The sequence below is a fragment of the Jeotgalibacillus sp. R-1-5s-1 genome, assembly GCF_004405105.1.
GTDB lineage: Bacteria > Bacillota > Bacilli > Bacillales > Jeotgalibacillaceae > Jeotgalibacillus.
Window position 1 is genome coordinate 69503 of the sequence record NZ_SORW01000052.1, and the last position, 14461, is coordinate 83963.

The window sequence follows — 14461 nt, forward strand, 5'->3', positions numbered from 1 at the left end:
GGAGTTCCGGCACTCAATCAGTTAACATGACAGATTGAAAGTGCCTAATGGATTCTCATTTATAAATCAAAAAATCAGAACAACAAATGCGCCACGCCTGCGATGATTGGCAGTGTGATGATTGTACGAAGCAGAAAGATCAGTACAAGATCAAGGAAGTTAACTGGCACCTTTGATCCTAAAAGTACGCCACCAACCTCAGACATGTAAATTAACTGTGTAACAGAGACTGCTGCAATCACAAATCTTGTTAATTCTGAATTGATGCTTTCTCCGATGATGGCTGGCAGGAACATATCAGCGAATCCTACGACCATTGTCTGTGCTGCATCTGCAGCTTCAGGAATTTGGAGAAGCTCAAGAATTGGAACAAATGGTGTCCCTAAGATCACAAAGAAGTTTGTGTTTTCAGCCAGGATCAGTGCGATGGTACCGAATGCCATAACAACCGGTGCAACACCAATCCACATATCAAGCACGTTTTTAAATCCGCTCTTAAAGAATCCGCCTACGCTGTTATTCTTTTTAGCAGCAGCAAGTGCCATTTCAGTACCGTGCTGAATACGTGTTTTACCTTCAGGGATGTCTTCAAGCTCGTCATCCTCTTCAACTTCTGTTACATAGGTTTTTTTCTTTAGAGAAAGCGGTGGAATGCGCGGCATAATAATGGCTGCCACAAACCCGGCAAGAGCAACAGTTGCATAAAACGGAACAAAATACTGCGCAAGTCCGATCGTTTCAATCACGACAATACTGAATGTAATAGACACAACAGAGAAAGTCGTTCCAATAACGGCAGCTTCACGTTTTGAATAATAGCCTTCTTCATACTGCTTGTTCGTCAGCATAACGCCGATCGTTCCATCGCCAAGCCATGAAGCAAGTGCATCAATGGAAGAACGTCCAGGCAGACGGAATAATGGGCGCATGATTTTTGCCATGAGCGCTCCGAACCATTCAAGAAGTCCAAAGTTTAAAAGTAACGGTAAAAATAAACCTGCAAAGAAAAAGATCGTAAATAAAAGCGTGATCAAGCCTTCTTCACCAAGCAGAAGACCACCTGTATATTCCGACCAGATTAATTCTGTTGAACTGCCGCCTAACTGATAAAAAGTAATAATGGCAAATACAGCGGCGATGACCCTTACAATAACCCAGAACCAGCCGACAGCAAACAAATTAGTCAGGAATTCGCTGTTAGTGATAAACGAAGGTTTTATAAGACGTGCGGCTAGTGATAAAAGTGCAGCCACCACAATCAGGATCGTCATAATACCAGGAATGGAAGGGCCGATTAAGCCTTGCAGCCAGTTTGACAAAATGGCGATTGGAATCGTTACGGCCTCACCAGAAGGAAGAGGTGTCATAAATAAGAAAATCCCGATTAACGAAGGGATAATAAAGCGTAAGTAATCTGCAGCAGTTGGGTTTTTCATTCGGTTTCTCCTTTTTCTAAACTGTCATTTTTATTATGTATTAAGTGAATAAAAATGAGACGGATTTAATTTTAATGCACACCACCTTTCAAATCAATCATTTTCATAAAAAGTTAATGAGATAGCGCTTTCATTACGTCTGATTTAATTTAACCATTGTTATCTACCCTTTTCAATTAAGAAAAAACATTTAAATTTCTCATTTGATGATTAAAAAGGGTAAAATAGGGAATACTCACAACATGCAATCTTATTTAAAGAGGTGGAACAGGGTGAATTCATTGAATCAGCTGACTGATACAAAGTTAATTGAGGCTTTCAAAGCAGCTAAAGAGAGAAATCTTTCGTCAGATTTCATTCTTCTTTTGGAAAACGAGATGATTGAACGGAATATCCGTTACCATATTGAAGTTTAACAGCAGCCGGTCTGCTGTTTTTATTTTGTCTTTGAGTTGATAATTCTTTTAATATGAACGCATTTTTAAATATTTGTAAATGCTAAGCATTGAAAAGGTTTACAATTTTGATGCCGTGTTACACTATAACAATCAATAGAAAAGGGTGAATACCATGATAAAAATGATTGCATCAGATATGGATGGCACTCTTCTCAATGGACAACATGCTGTTGGAGAAGAAACAGCCACTGCGATTAAGGAAGCACAAAAATCCGGCGCGAAGGTGATCATTGCGACCGGCCGTTCTTATAAAGAAGCATCTGAACCATTAAAGGATGCTGGTTTATCACTGCCACTGATTGTCGTAAACGGAGCTGAAATCCGCGATGAAAACGGAAAACAGGTCTATGTAAAGGGTATTGATTCAGAAATGGCCAAGAAATCAGCTGCTGAGCTTGAAAGACTTGGTATTTATTTCGAGTTATATACAGACCAGGGAACCTATACGAATCATAAAGAGCAGGGAATTGAACTGTTAATTGACATCTTCCTTACCTCTAACCCGGATACGCCACTTCCTCATGTAAGAGAGGAAGCAAGTAACCGTTATGAAGAAGGAAACATTCACATTGTTGAAAGCTACGATGATATTTTCAACTCTTCACAGATCATTTATAAGTTCCTTGCGTTCTCATCAGACCCTGACAAGCTGCAGGAAGCACGTACTGTTTTATCCGAGATGAATGGACTTGCCGTCAGTTCATCCGGTAAAGAAAACCTTGAAATTACAAGCATTGACGCACAAAAAGGACTCGCGCTCGAATGGTATGCAGCTCAGCAGGGAATCAACCTGGCTGATGTCATGGTGCTTGGAGATAATTACAACGACGTTTCCATGATGAAAAAAGCAGGCTGGTCAGTAGCGATGGGCAATGCACCTCAGGACATTAAAGACATCTGCCGATTTACAACAGTCACAAACCGTGAAGAAGGCGTAGCCAAAGCCATTCAGGAACACGTAATTGGACAAACCGTATAATAAAAACCTGCAAAACCGTTTTCTTCTATATGAGGGAAGCGGTTTCTTTAATTAAAAATCGTTCTTAGAACAGGTCAGCTGTCATCATTTAACGAACGACCTTACTGTAATGAGGTTTTATTAGTAGTATGAATTGTAAACATGCAATAGGGCTGGAACTATCCGGAGACTCCTGTGGCGGAAAGGGACAGGTGAAACCATTGTGCGAAGCACAAGGGGTTCACCGCCCGGCCACGGAAAGCGCAGGATAGCTCCAGCCCGGCTCTTTCTACGTTTCATGTGAACTTTTTCTCAATCATGTGATACACTCTAATCATCAAAATGCAGTGCAGGAGGAATATAAAATGAAAAATGGCGTCATTTCCTTAGGAGAAGCTTTAATTGACTTTATTCCATTAGATGAAACAAACGCAAGCTATCATAAAAGTCCTGGCGGTGCTCCGGCGAATGTTGCAGTTGGCGTGGCACGTCTTGGCATCCCATCATATTTTGCAGGAAAGGTAGGGGATGATGTACTCGGCCGTTTCCTTGAAAAAACATTAAAAGACTATGGTGTACATACAGAAGGCATGTTGTTTGATCAGCAAAACCGCACGGGTGTCGTTTTTGTAACACTCGGTGAGGGTGGCGAACGCAGCTTTGACTTCTATATTGATCCGAGCGCTGATCGTTTTCTTAAGGCAGAAGAGCTTCAGGAAAACTTGTTCAGTCTGGCAAAAGTATTTCACTTCGGTTCTATTTCAATGATCAGCGAACCTTCAAAAAGCGCAACAATCCGCGCGGTTGAGATGGCAAGAGAAAACGGCATGATCGTTTCCTATGACCCGAATCTGCGCTTGTCTTTATGGAGTAGTGAAGAGGAGGCACGTCAAAAGATTGTCAGTATGCTCGATAAAGCGGATGTTGTGAAAATTTCCGAAGAGGAGCTTGAATTTTTAACGGGTACCGCTGACATTCAAAAAGGTGCCGAAGCCATGCTGCAGTTTAACATTCCACTACTGTTAATTACGATGGGCAGTGAGGGAAGTTGGGTATTTACGAAAGACGGCTCTCTCCACGTTCCTGCAAGAAAAGTGCAGGCTGTTGATACAACCGGTGCTGGAGATGCATTTGTTTCAGGTATTCTTTACTCATTGCATGAATATAAAGGGGATATCGAAAGCCTGACACTTGAAGAGGCGAAAAGCATGGTTGAGCTTGCAAGCAAATCAGGTGCACTTGCTGCATCTGTAAAAGGTGCCATGACCGCACTTCCGACAATTGAAGAAGTAAAAAATGCTTAGAAACTTCATTAAAAAAATCCCGTGTCAGCCGACACGGGATTTTTTTAATGATAGCCCTGATCAAAACGATAGTTAAAGAATCGTTCCTGTGATACCCACTGGATAGCGTCAGGATCTTTCTCGGCAAGCCGCTTTTCAAGATCCTCAAGCATCCAGGCAGTTTGGGAAATATGTGCTCTCATCGTGTTTAGTTTGAGCTCCTGAACCTCTGACACGTCATTGAGAATGTCAGGCTCGCCCAGCTCATCAGCTGTATGGTTCGCAAAAGCGACACAGTGAAGCTTCGGACGGTCAGCCTCATCCATTCTGCTGACAGCTCTTACAACAGCCCGGGCCGTAGCCTCATGATCCGGATGTACACAGTAATCAGGATAAAAGGTAATAACAAGGGATGGATTCACGTCTTCAATCAACGCGTTTATCATATCCACCATCTTTTCATCATCTTCAAATTCAACCGTTTTATCACGCAGTCCCATCATTCTCAGGTCCTTCAACCCCATTGCATCAGCAGCTGCCTGCAATTCTTTTTTACGGATCTGAGGGAGAGACTCACGCGTTGCAAATGGTGGGTTACCAAGATTACGCCCCATTTCGCCAAGTGTCAGGCAGGCATAGGTGACCCCGGTTCCCATTTTTAAATGACTGGCAATCGTTCCTGAAACGCCAAATGCCTCGTCATCAGGATGCGGAAATACAACTAATACATGTCTTTCTTTCTCAATCATCTGTCCTGCTCCTTCCTGCTATTCAAACGGTGTTTCACTAATTTGCAGGGATACCGCAAGCTTTCCCTGGTGATCGTGACCGGCCATCAGCAGCCGACCTTTATCATCCAGCTCATAATGCGTAATGCCCTGTGCGTAAATCCAGCCAAGATCGCCAAGCTTAAGGCCCACACGTGATGGAACATCTCCAATGATTTTACCCAACTCATATTCAACCTTCGCATTCCGGATAAAAGCTCCGGCGTTAAAAAAATTCTGATCCACATGAGAAGCATACGAACCATTTGTGGTCTCTAAATGTATATAAACTTCTTTACGTGCAAAACGATCAATCAGACTCTGTACATCCTCTAAATTGACAGGCTTCATCATGCCCCTCCTTCTCACAACAAAATCTCTTTTCTTATTTTACTGCAAAATCAACAAGAATGCGAAAAGCCTGCCCGTTAGAAAAAAAGCGGAGGTGCTATGAATTGGAGCTTGGTCACTTTCAGGAGGTATTTGGTCACTTTTATACCACACTTGGACACAAGCGATGCCAGCTTGGACACATTCAACTTCAGCCTGGTCACATTCGTGCTGAACCTGGACACTTTCGTGAAAAATCCCGTCACAGAGTGGTGTATCATGAATTTTGCAAAATAAAAAACCGTGCTGCAGCACGGTTTTACTTTGTAGGGTCTTGAACCTTACGTTGGTTGTCAGGACTTGGATTATAAGTATTGCGGTTTTCCTTTTCAGGTGTCCGATCTTTATCAAGCGGTGCTTCATTGCCGTACTTGATTTCTTCTTTACGTTGTCCCGCATATGCGCCAACTGCAAAAAAGGAAATAACAGCTCCGACGATAGCAGCTCCGATCGAGATGCCGATTGAACCTGTAATCAAGTAAAATCCGACAAATACACCGATCAAAACAGCAATTGTAATGATAAAATTAAACATTTTTTCACCTCATTTGGAATCCATTTACTTCCTGTATTCCTTAATCTGAGGGGATTAAACGTTTCAGAGCCGATTCAGTTTGTTCAGAGTGTTTCCGCCTTGACTGCAACTGAACCAAAGCGGCTGTGTGCGCCGTGCATAACTGGTCCAACATATTCATTTAATTTCCAGCCGTGGTGGATGGCACTTGTAACAAATTCCTTTGCACTTGAAACGGCTTCTTTCAGCTCAAGTCCATTTGCTAGATTTGCTGTAACGGCTGCTGCAAAGGTACAGCCTGCTCCATGGTTGTAAGTTGTATCTGCTTTTTCAGCTTCAAGTAAAATAAATTCCTGTCCATCATAAAAAAGATCAACAGCCTTATCGTGATTCAGTTGTTTTCCGCCTTTGATAACAACGGATTTTGCGCCAAGTTCTACAATTTTATGGGCAGCTTCTTTCATATCCTCAATAGATCGAAGAGGACCATTACCGGCTAATTGACCTGCTTCAAATAGATTTGGGGTTACAACCGTCGCACGTGGCAGAAGATGTTCCTGCATTGCACCAACCGTTTCAGGGTGAAGAACTTCATCTTCACCTTTGCAGACCATAACTGGATCAATAACGACGTTTAATGTGCCTGAGCGGTCAATCGCCGCAGCTGCTGTTTCAATGATTTCAACTGAACCGAGCATCCCAGTCTTCACAGCATCTACACCGGTTGAAAGAGCTGTATCGATTTGCGCCTTTAGTGTCTCAATAGGAAGTGGGTGAACGTTATGGTGCCAGTGATTAGCCGGGTCCATCGTTACGACAGTCGTTAATGCAGTCATGCCATATGTTCCGTGCTCCTGAAATGTCTTAAGGTCGGCCTGGATTCCTGCACCGCCGCTTGTATCTGAACCTGCGATTGTTAATGTTTTCTTTAAACTCATTACTTGTACCTCCAAAAATGATTTCCCCTATCATATCATGGGAAATGGAAGTTTGAAACAATGGTACATTTCCCGGGAAATATCGTCTTCTTTTGACAGAAATGTGGCAGTGTCTGAAGCCGTTTATGATGAAAGAGCGGTGCGTGTTTCCATGATTCGAGGTTTTCCGTATAATAGAAGAATGGTTTTCAAAAAAACGGCAGCAGGTGATGGGATGAAAGGATTTTTATTTGCAGTATGGCGTTTAAGAAATATTTTATTTCTGCTCGCGGTAATTGTCATTGTTTCAGTGGTTTCGATCGCTTCATATATGTGGATTACAGGAGATAATGAAGAGGAGAACTCAGAGGTTTTTGTTGAACAGGTGCGGGATATGAATGCCCTGGCTACTTCTCAGGCTTTTATAAAAGCAGTAGTGGAACAGACAGACAATCAGCTGTTTGGTCAGGATATTAATATTAATTTTCCGGGAACGCAGCGCCGTTTGCTTCTTGTTGTGCCGGGTACGGTATTAGCAGGTGTTAATCTGGATCAGGTGACAGAAGACGACATTGTTATAAACGAGGAAAACAAAAAGGTTGAGCTGACACTTCCGAAAGCTCAGCTGCTTCAGGAGCCCGCACTTCAAATGGATCAAGTTGAAGCATTTTCGGTAGAAGGCATTTTCCGGAGTAACGTGAACTGGGAAGAAGGCTTTGAAATTGCTGCAGAGGCACAGGCGATGATGGAAGAGGAAGCGATTGAACAAGGGCTGTTAACACAGGCGGAAGAGAATGCCGAGCGGTCAATCACTGAGTTTTTCGCTTACACCGGCTATGAAGCAACGATTATTTTTGAAGAATAGGAGTTGAAAAGAATGGCGGTTAAGATCAATAACGACTGGCAGGAACTGCTCCAGAACGAATTTGAACAGCCGTATTATAAAGAGCTCCGGGCGTTTTTGAAAAAAGAATATGGATCTGAAACGATTTTCCCTCCAATGAATCACATATTTGAAGCGTTTCAGAGAACCCCTTTTCATAAAGTAAAGGTGGTCATTCTTGGACAGGATCCCTATCATGGACAGGGTCAGGCGCACGGGCTGAGCTTCTCTGTGAAAAAAGGCGTCAGAATTCCGCCGTCACTCCAGAACATTTATAAAGAGCTGGAAGAGGATCTTGGGATTCAACCTCCGCCTCATGGTGATCTCACGAAATGGGCGGAGGAAGGTGTGTTATTATTAAATACGGTTTTAACAGTGCGCGAGGGACAAGCGCACTCTCACCGGAATCAAGGGTGGGAGCGGATTACGGATAAAGCCATTGAATTGCTTGGTGAGAGAGATGAGCCTATGGTTTTTATTTTGTGGGGCAAACCCGCCCAGCAAAAAGAGGGTCTCATTAATGAAATGAAGCATTGTGTCATTAAGGCTCCACATCCAAGTCCACTGTCGGCGCATCGAGGATTTTTTGGCAGCAGACCGTTTTCAAAGGCCAATGAATTCCTGAAAGAGAATGATATTGAAACAGTCGACTGGTCGTTATCCTAAAAAGGAGGCACCCGCATGGAATCAAAACGTATTAACTGCAGTGCCTGCAAGCATTACTATGTAACATGGGACCCTCGTTTTCCAAAGGGATGCAAAGCGCATGGCTTTAAAACAAAGCATCTGCCATCGCTTGAAGTATTCCGGGCATCCGGACAGCCATGTTATGCATTTGAAAAGAAAATTATAAAAGAAAGAGGGAGAGGATAAGATGTCGATTTCCTATGACCGGCTTCTCCAGAAGATTGAACAGGAGGCAAAGAAGGCAAGGGGGGCAAGCGGAGCAAGGCAGCGGGAATACCTGCACTCCATCCGTACGCTATGTGATCTGGCGTTAGAGGAAGGTGTGAGTCCTGTAAGTGAACCTGCTGTGCAGACCACTTCCTATCAGGATCCATCAAAACCCGCTCAGCTCAGTCTTCAGGACAAACCGCTTGAAACAGAAGACGGTTCAAACGGTGATTCGCTATTTGATTTTTAACAGAAGGGACGTAACTTAAAATGAAATTATTCATTATAATCGGAGCCATTAACGCTTTCTTATCAGTTGCACTTGGCGCATTTGGCGCACACGCACTCGAAGGCAGAGTAGAGCCAAAGTATCTCGACACATGGAATACAGCCGTACAATATCAGATGTTTCATGCAACAGGTATTCTGATCATCGGTATTCTTGCAGGCAATCTGCAGGCATCCGGCCTGTTAAATGCAGCAGGATGGCTGTTCCTCGTGGGCATTATTTTCTTCTCCGGAAGCTTGTATATCTTAAGTCTGACGGGCATCAGCGTTCTTGGTGCCATCACTCCAATCGGCGGCGTAGCCTTCCTCGCAGGCTGGGTATGTCTGGTCTTTGCAGCAGTAAAACTTATGTAAAAAAGATGTCCGCTGTAGCGGGCATCTTTTTTGCATTTATTCAAGGTTGAAAACCGTGATTTTTCCTGAGAGTTGTTTAATAAAGGTCAAGAGTGGTCAAATAACGGAAGAAAGTGGTCTAATCAAGCGAAAGAGTGGTCAAATAACCTTAAAGAGTGGTCAAATAACCCGGAAAAGTAGTTAAATCAATGCCGTCTGAACGCCCACCTCCGCATTTCTATGTCCGCGAAGGATGAGTCTTGCCCGATTTTTAAACCAAAATATTGATCAGTTTAATACATTAGCTAACCATTTAACGGTTCGTCACACCGTTATAAGGATAAGCATAATTAATCTCCCCATCAAACGTTGCGTAATCCATATACAGAAGCGGCAGTAAATAACGCTGATTTGTTTTTGGATCACTCAAAATGAGATGATCACGTCCCGCAGCTTCAATCACACCTTTAAAAATCTTCGCATTCCACTCACGGTTATTTTCAAATGTCATATAAACCGTCGTCATTTTCCCGCGATTTAGCCTGAAGATGTTTTCGATGTATGATTCTTCTCTTGGAAAAACAGCTGGCATCTGCTGCTGTTGCTGCTGAGGATACGTCTGCTGATAGTAAGGATAATACGTAGGGGGAGGCGTCTGCCCCTGCATACTTGATGGATTCAATAAAATTCCTCCCTGAACCATTTTGTCATTTAATCATATGAGCAGGGAGTATTCTTAGAACCAATTAAATTTCCCTGAGACGTCCGATGAGCTCCGCGCCAGGCGGGCGCTTTCCGCGGCCGGGCGGTGAACCTCTTTGCCGCTCCGCGCCAGCAGAGTTTCACCTGCCCTTCTCTGCCGCAGGAGTCGCCGCCTTCTGCTCCGCTCACCTTTGCAAATATAAAAGTAATAAACATTTTCACATGAGTGCTCTTTAAAAAGAAAAGGACAACCGGTTAAGGTTGTCCTTGATACATTCGTTATACATGCAAAAACTTCGGCAAATCTTCGTCTTCGAGCAGGTTTCCTACATAGAAGGCACCAAATTCACCGTAGCGTGCACTTGTTTCGTCAAAGCGCATTTCGTAAACGATTTTTTTGAACTGCAGGACGTCATCTGCGTATAGTGTTACGCCCCACTCCCAGTCGTCAAAGCCGACAGAGCCTGAGATGATCTGCTTGATTTTACCGGCGTACTGACGACCAATCATGCCGTGATCGTACATCAGCTTTTTGCGCTGTTCCATAGAAAGCATGTACCAGTTGTCGTCACCTTCACGCTTTTTATCCATTGGATAGAAGCAGATGTGCTTAGATTTAGGAAGCTTAGGATAAAGACGTGAACGCACGTATGGGTTTTGATACGGGTCTTCATCCGATTCCTTTGAGCCGTAGCTTCCAAGCTCTACTACAGACACATAAGAATACGTTGGAATGGTATAATCAGCGATTGTCAGCTTGTTAAATTCATTTTCAAGCTCGTTCAGCTCTTCCATTGTTGGACGCAGAATAAACAGAACGAAATCAGCCTTCTGGCCAACAATTGTATAGAAAGAATGGCTTCCCTGATCCTCATCCTGAACCTCATGCAGCTTCTTTAAAAACTGCTGGAATTCATGGATCGCAGCAGTGCGTTCCTCACTTGAAAGACGCTTCCAGGACGTCCAGTCGATTTTACGGAAATCATGAAGGCCATACCAGCCGTCAAGGGTTGTTGCAGCTTCACTCATGCTATGTCACTCCCAGTAAATTGTACTTTTTCAACACTTCTTTTATCTTATCATAAATAGAGCGTCTTCATCTAATCGGGCGTGTTTATAGAGAAAATGCATCAAGAATTGTTTGAAAAGAAAAACTTTTTATGTGTAACCGCTCCCATAAAGGGTATCGGTTGAATTCCCGTATAGATGGGGTATGCTTACGGTAAAGACGTTTTTAGGAGGCCGAATCATGAGTGATTTATTTACTGGTTTAACGGAAAAAGTCAAAGGGCAGAATCGTCGTATTGTATTCCCGGAAGGCACGGATGAGCGCATTCTTCGTGCAGCAAGCCGTCTGGCAGCAGAAGGTATTATGACACCAATTTTAGTGGGCTCAACGTCAGCTGTTGAAGAAAAAGCACAGCAGATGAATGTTGTATTGGATGGCTGCGAGATCCTGGACCCTTCAGATTACAGTGAATTCGAAGAGCTTGTCGCTTCATTCGTTGAGCGCCGTAAAGGCAAGGCCACTGAAGAGGATGCCCGCAAGATTCTTCAGGACGAAAACTATTTCGGTACGATGCTTGTGTACACAAACCGTGCTGACGGGCTCGTAAGTGGTGCGGCTCACTCAACAGCAGATACGGTTCGCCCGGCCCTTCAGATTATTAAAACGAAGGAAGGCATCAAGAAAACTTCCGGCGTGTTTATCATGGTACGCGGTGATGAGAAGTATGTATTTGCAGACTGTGCAATCAACATTTCACCTGACAGCAGCGACCTTGCAGAGATTGCAGTGGAAAGCGCGAAAACAGCTGAAATGTTTGATATTGATCCACGCGTTGCAATGCTGAGCTTCTCGACAAAAGGTTCTGCAAAATCACCGGAAACTGAAAAGGTGGCAGAAGCGGTTAAGCTGGCAAAGGAAGCGGCGCCTAACCTGACTTTGGACGGAGAATTCCAGTTTGATGCAGCATTCGTTCCCTCTGTAGCGAAAAGCAAAGCACCTGACTCAGAGATCCAGGGTGATGCAAACGTATTTGTATTTCCAAGCCTTGAAGCCGGCAACATCGGCTACAAAATTGCTCAGAGACTTGGGAATTTTGAAGCAGTTGGCCCGATCCTTCAAGGGTTAAATGCACCTGTAAACGATCTTTCCCGTGGATGTAACGAGGAAGACGTTTATAAGCTCGCGTTAATTACAGCAGGTCAATCACTATAATGAATAGATGCAGTCCTTGCGGGGGCTGCATTTTTATGTGATGTGGGGAGGGTTTGGTCACATTTGGACTGGACTTGGACACACCCCACGAGTGTTTAGTCACATTTCGTTGCAGCTTGGACACATTTAACACGAACTTGGTCACTTTCGGGTAGGGCTTGGACACTTCTGTGACTACCAGACCACAGCGTCAGCTTCAAATATGCTATAATCTCTACAGTTTATTAAAGGAGAATGAAGAATCATGAATGAGGATAAAGGATGGGCGCTCCTTCAGCAGCCGGTTTGGCGGATCATTGACCAGTCCAGCCTTGGGCCAATGTTTGAAGCACTCCAATCGTTTGCGATGGATGATACACTCTGTACGTCAGTGGGGAGTGGTGAAGCCCCTGCGACAGCCCGGTCCTGGGTTCATCACGATACGATTGTGCTCGGCACCCAGGATTCAAGAACCCCCTTTTTAAATGAAGGACTGAAGGTGCTCGAGCAAGCAGGCTACCGCTATATTGTCCGCAATTCAGGCGGACTTGCTGTCGTACTGGATGAGGGTGTGCTAAACATCTCACTCATCTTTTCAGAAAGCGAAAAGGGTATTGATATAAACCGTGGTTACGATGCGATGGTGACACTCGTAAAAGAAATGTTCAGCGATTTTGACAAGGAAATCGAAGCCTATGAAATCGTAAATTCTTACTGCCCGGGAAGCTATGATCTCAGCATAGATGGAAAGAAATTCGCAGGTATTTCTCAGCGTAGGATAAGAGGCGGCATTGCGGTGCAGATTTATCTCTGTATGAACGGAAGCGGAGCCGAACGTGCAGAACTGATCCGCCGTTTTTACGAAAAGGCGATTCAGGGTGAGGAAACAAAGTTCTCCTTCCCGCTGATTAAGCCTGAAGTGATGGCCTCCTTATCAGAACTTTATGGCGTTGAATTGACGGTGCAGGATGGGATGCTGCGTTTCTTAACTGCGTTAAAGAAGATCAGCGGAACGATTCAGTCTGGTGAGTTAAACGGATATGAACGATCGCTTTATGACGGCTACTATGATCGCGTCGTGAAGCGGAATGAGAGTGTGTTGACGAAATAAAAGAAGCACCGGATCAAGTGATATCCGGTGCTTCTTTTTAATGCTCTGCGACTTTTTCAAGGTTACCGTTGCGGTCCATTTTAAATGTATTAGAGGATTCCTGGTCACTGAATGCAACGAGCTTTCTTGCACGGTTCATAATCTGCATCAGTGTTTCGTAATCATCCTTCATCGTGGATTCATTGGCCTCCAGCTGACGGACTTTCTGCTCGAGCTCGCGGCATTTATCCTGCCACACTTTCAGCTCCTTTGACAATCTCTCGGACTGCCATTTCCCGATGGACGATGCTGTGTTGGAGCGGGCAAGCTGCTGCAGATATGCAATGACCGTTTCAAGGGAAAGGGAAGAAACCGGTTTATCTTCGGTTATGAACATTTCTGTAGCTGTCTCCATCTCATGTGTCTCTTCCGGTTTTTCAAATATAGACTCATCTGTAAATGGAAGTGCTGGCGTTTCTGAGATTTCAACCTGTGGCTGATAAAGAATTTTCTTTTTTCCTGAATGATCCTGTCCAAGAAGACGGCTGCGCTGCTTGCGCTGACGCTTAGCCAGACTTAATGCCTGCTCATACTGCTGCCTGACCACTGCATTCCACCTGAATCCACAGGCTGCAGAGGTGCGATCAAGCTTATCTCCAACCTCCTCGAACGCATTCAGCTGCGTACTGCCTTCTCTCACATGACGTAAAACCGTATCTGCCAATAACAGATCATCCTCTTCCATCCACGCATCCTGACGATTTTTCATCCTCAACACTCCAATCTTTTAATCTTTCTATGAGTCATTCTTTCCGGCATTCTCCTTTTATATACATCGTGGTGATGGAACGTGAGGTTGAGCGGGAGTTTCGTGAGTTTCGGGGTGAAGTTCGTGAGGTTATACAGATAGTTCGTGAGTTCCGTCGAGGGTTTCGTGAGCTTACAAAAAAGATCGTGAGTTCAGTGATAAATGGACTACGCTGGCATCACACATCTCAGTCTGTTTTCCGGATAGCACGCTCACGACCAGAAATTACTTTATGCATGCGCGAACTTAGCTGGATACTTGTCATCATCAATGCTCGCGTATGGAAGGCACTTAGGTGACGTGAGCTTAAAGCTGAAGTTTGTGAGGATAGATGATACTTTCGTGAGGTTACGGCGGCAGTTTGTGAGCTTGTCAATGGAATTCGTCAGTTTGGAAGAAAAGTTCGTGAGTTCAGTGATAAATGGACTACGCCGGCATCACACGTCTCAGTCTGTTTTCCTGATAAAACGCTCACGATCAGAAAATGTCCTCTGCATACGCGAACACAGCCGATTTAATTTAGATTAGGGTTCGCGTATG

18 protein-coding genes are annotated in these 14461 nt (G+C 44.1%); 10 read left to right on the forward strand and 8 right to left on the reverse strand.

Translation table 11 applies throughout. From position 1 onward, the window contains the following. Positions 1-74: 74 nt before the first annotated feature. A complete protein-coding gene (locus tag E2491_RS15055) occupies positions 75-1436 on the reverse strand; it encodes a YjiH family protein (protein WP_134376452.1) in 1362 nt (453 codons plus the stop codon). Positions 1437-1708: 272 nt separating this feature from the next. Here E2491_RS15055 and sda point away from each other — a divergent pair, with 272 nt between their 5' ends. The 3 genes from sda (at position 1709) to E2491_RS15070 (ending at position 4156) form a co-directional block, all read left to right on the forward strand. Continuing rightward, positions 1709-1852, forward strand: coding sequence for a sporulation histidine kinase inhibitor Sda (gene sda, locus E2491_RS15060; RefSeq protein ID WP_166805903.1), 144 nt, complete (start codon positions 1709-1711; stop codon positions 1850-1852). A gap of 154 nt (positions 1853-2006) precedes the next feature. Beyond that, complete coding sequence (locus E2491_RS15065; RefSeq protein WP_134376454.1) at positions 2007-2873, forward strand: Cof-type HAD-IIB family hydrolase; 867 nt, start codon at positions 2007-2009, stop codon at positions 2871-2873. A 344-nt stretch (positions 2874-3217) separates the two neighbouring features. Next, positions 3218-4156 carry an aminoimidazole riboside kinase gene (locus tag E2491_RS15070; RefSeq protein WP_134376455.1) on the forward strand — a complete coding sequence of 313 codons (939 nt, stop codon included), beginning with the start codon at positions 3218-3220 and terminating at the stop codon, positions 4154-4156. Between the two features lie 44 nt (positions 4157-4200). Here the strand turns inward: E2491_RS15070 and bshB2 are convergent, their stop codons facing one another. From bshB2 to pdxK, 4 genes are all read right to left on the reverse strand, one after another. Further along, positions 4201-4884 (reverse strand): bacillithiol biosynthesis deacetylase BshB2, encoded by a 684-nt coding sequence (bshB2, locus tag E2491_RS15075; protein ID WP_134376456.1) that lies wholly within the window; start codon positions 4882-4884, stop codon positions 4201-4203. Positions 4885-4902: 18 nt separating this feature from the next. After that, complete coding sequence (locus E2491_RS15080) at positions 4903-5253, reverse strand: YojF family protein (protein ID WP_134376457.1); 351 nt, start codon at positions 5251-5253, stop codon at positions 4903-4905. A gap of 298 nt (positions 5254-5551) precedes the next feature. After that, on the reverse strand, positions 5552-5827 hold the full coding sequence (locus E2491_RS15085) for a SoxR reducing system RseC family protein (RefSeq protein ID WP_134376458.1): 276 nt from the start codon (positions 5825-5827) through the stop codon (positions 5552-5554). Positions 5828-5910: 83 nt separating this feature from the next. Continuing rightward, complete coding sequence (pdxK, locus tag E2491_RS15090) at positions 5911-6744, reverse strand: pyridoxine/pyridoxal/pyridoxamine kinase (protein ID WP_134376459.1); 834 nt, start codon at positions 6742-6744, stop codon at positions 5911-5913. Between the two features lie 52 nt (positions 6745-6796). On the opposite strand from pdxK, the gene E2491_RS15095 reads away from it, so the two are divergent. Genes E2491_RS15095 through E2491_RS15115 form a run of 5 tightly spaced genes read left to right on the forward strand, consistent with a single transcriptional unit; the run spans position 6797 to position 9142 of the window. Further along, complete coding sequence (locus E2491_RS15095) at positions 6797-7588, forward strand: DUF4230 domain-containing protein (RefSeq protein WP_166805904.1); 792 nt, start codon at positions 6797-6799, stop codon at positions 7586-7588. 12 nt (positions 7589-7600) lie between these two features. Beyond that, complete coding sequence (locus E2491_RS15100) at positions 7601-8272, forward strand: uracil-DNA glycosylase (protein ID WP_134376461.1); 672 nt, start codon at positions 7601-7603, stop codon at positions 8270-8272. A 15-nt stretch (positions 8273-8287) separates the two neighbouring features. Further along, positions 8288-8479, forward strand: coding sequence for a uracil-DNA glycosylase (locus tag E2491_RS15105; RefSeq protein ID WP_134376462.1), 192 nt, complete (start codon positions 8288-8290; stop codon positions 8477-8479). 1 nt (position 8480) lies between these two features. After that, a complete protein-coding gene (locus E2491_RS15110) occupies positions 8481-8750 on the forward strand; it encodes a YwdI family protein (RefSeq protein WP_134376463.1) in 270 nt (89 codons plus the stop codon). A 20-nt stretch (positions 8751-8770) separates the two neighbouring features. Continuing rightward, on the forward strand, positions 8771-9142 hold the full coding sequence (locus E2491_RS15115; RefSeq protein WP_134376464.1) for a DUF423 domain-containing protein: 372 nt from the start codon (positions 8771-8773) through the stop codon (positions 9140-9142). Positions 9143-9434: 292 nt separating this feature from the next. On the opposite strand, the gene gerQ is transcribed toward E2491_RS15115, so the two are convergent. Both gerQ and hemQ read right to left on the reverse strand, forming a co-directional pair. Beyond that, a complete protein-coding gene (gene gerQ / locus E2491_RS15120) occupies positions 9435-9788 on the reverse strand; it encodes a spore coat protein GerQ (RefSeq protein WP_371414492.1) in 354 nt (117 codons plus the stop codon). 314 nt (positions 9789-10102) lie between these two features. Continuing rightward, the gene (gene hemQ / locus E2491_RS15125; RefSeq protein ID WP_134376466.1) at positions 10103-10852 is read right to left on the reverse strand and encodes a hydrogen peroxide-dependent heme synthase; all 750 of its coding nucleotides are present in this window, start codon (positions 10850-10852) and stop codon (positions 10103-10105) included. A 220-nt stretch (positions 10853-11072) separates the two neighbouring features. On the opposite strand from hemQ, the gene pta reads away from it, so the two are divergent. Both pta and lipL read left to right on the forward strand, forming a co-directional pair. Beyond that, positions 11073-12044: a phosphate acetyltransferase gene (gene pta / locus E2491_RS15130; RefSeq protein ID WP_134376467.1), complete on the forward strand. Its 972-nt coding sequence runs from the start codon at positions 11073-11075 to the stop codon at positions 12042-12044. 244 nt (positions 12045-12288) lie between these two features. Beyond that, on the forward strand, positions 12289-13134 hold the full coding sequence (lipL, locus tag E2491_RS15135; protein WP_134376468.1) for an octanoyl-[GcvH]:protein N-octanoyltransferase: 846 nt from the start codon (positions 12289-12291) through the stop codon (positions 13132-13134). A gap of 37 nt (positions 13135-13171) precedes the next feature. Here the strand turns inward: lipL and E2491_RS15140 are convergent, their stop codons facing one another. Continuing rightward, complete coding sequence (locus E2491_RS15140) at positions 13172-13882, reverse strand: RsfA family transcriptional regulator (protein WP_134376469.1); 711 nt, start codon at positions 13880-13882, stop codon at positions 13172-13174. Positions 13883-14461: the final 579 nt, after the last annotated feature.

Coding starts and splice junctions, on each gene's coding strand:
- E2491_RS15115 (WP_134376464.1), top strand. CDS start 8,771: ATGAAATTATTCATTATAATCGGAGCCATTAACGCTTTCTTATCAGTT.
- E2491_RS15110 (WP_134376463.1), top strand. CDS start 8,481: ATGTCGATTTCCTATGACCGGCTTCTCCAGAAGATTGAACAGGAGGCA.
- E2491_RS15065 (WP_134376454.1), top strand. CDS start 2,007: ATGATAAAAATGATTGCATCAGATATGGATGGCACTCTTCTCAATGGA.
- E2491_RS15105 (WP_134376462.1), top strand. CDS start 8,288: ATGGAATCAAAACGTATTAACTGCAGTGCCTGCAAGCATTACTATGTA.
- E2491_RS15085 (WP_134376458.1), bottom strand. CDS start 5,827: ATGTTTAATTTTATCATTACAATTGCTGTTTTGATCGGTGTATTTGTC.
- bshB2 (WP_134376456.1), bottom strand. CDS start 4,884: ATGATTGAGAAAGAAAGACATGTATTAGTTGTATTTCCGCATCCTGAT.
- E2491_RS15055 (WP_134376452.1), bottom strand. CDS start 1,436: ATGAAAAACCCAACTGCTGCAGATTACTTACGCTTTATTATCCCTTCG.
- E2491_RS15080 (WP_134376457.1), bottom strand. CDS start 5,253: ATGAAGCCTGTCAATTTAGAGGATGTACAGAGTCTGATTGATCGTTTT.
- E2491_RS15140 (WP_134376469.1), bottom strand. CDS start 13,882: ATGAAAAATCGTCAGGATGCGTGGATGGAAGAGGATGATCTGTTATTG.
- lipL (WP_134376468.1), top strand. CDS start 12,289: ATGAATGAGGATAAAGGATGGGCGCTCCTTCAGCAGCCGGTTTGGCGG.
- E2491_RS15100 (WP_134376461.1), top strand. CDS start 7,601: ATGGCGGTTAAGATCAATAACGACTGGCAGGAACTGCTCCAGAACGAA.
- E2491_RS15070 (WP_134376455.1), top strand. CDS start 3,218: ATGAAAAATGGCGTCATTTCCTTAGGAGAAGCTTTAATTGACTTTATT.
- gerQ (WP_371414492.1), bottom strand. CDS start 9,788: ATGCAGGGGCAGACGCCTCCCCCTACGTATTATCCTTACTATCAGCAG.
- pdxK (WP_134376459.1), bottom strand. CDS start 6,744: ATGAGTTTAAAGAAAACATTAACAATCGCAGGTTCAGATACAAGCGGC.
- pta (WP_134376467.1), top strand. CDS start 11,073: ATGAGTGATTTATTTACTGGTTTAACGGAAAAAGTCAAAGGGCAGAAT.
- hemQ (WP_134376466.1), bottom strand. CDS start 10,852: ATGAGTGAAGCTGCAACAACCCTTGACGGCTGGTATGGCCTTCATGAT.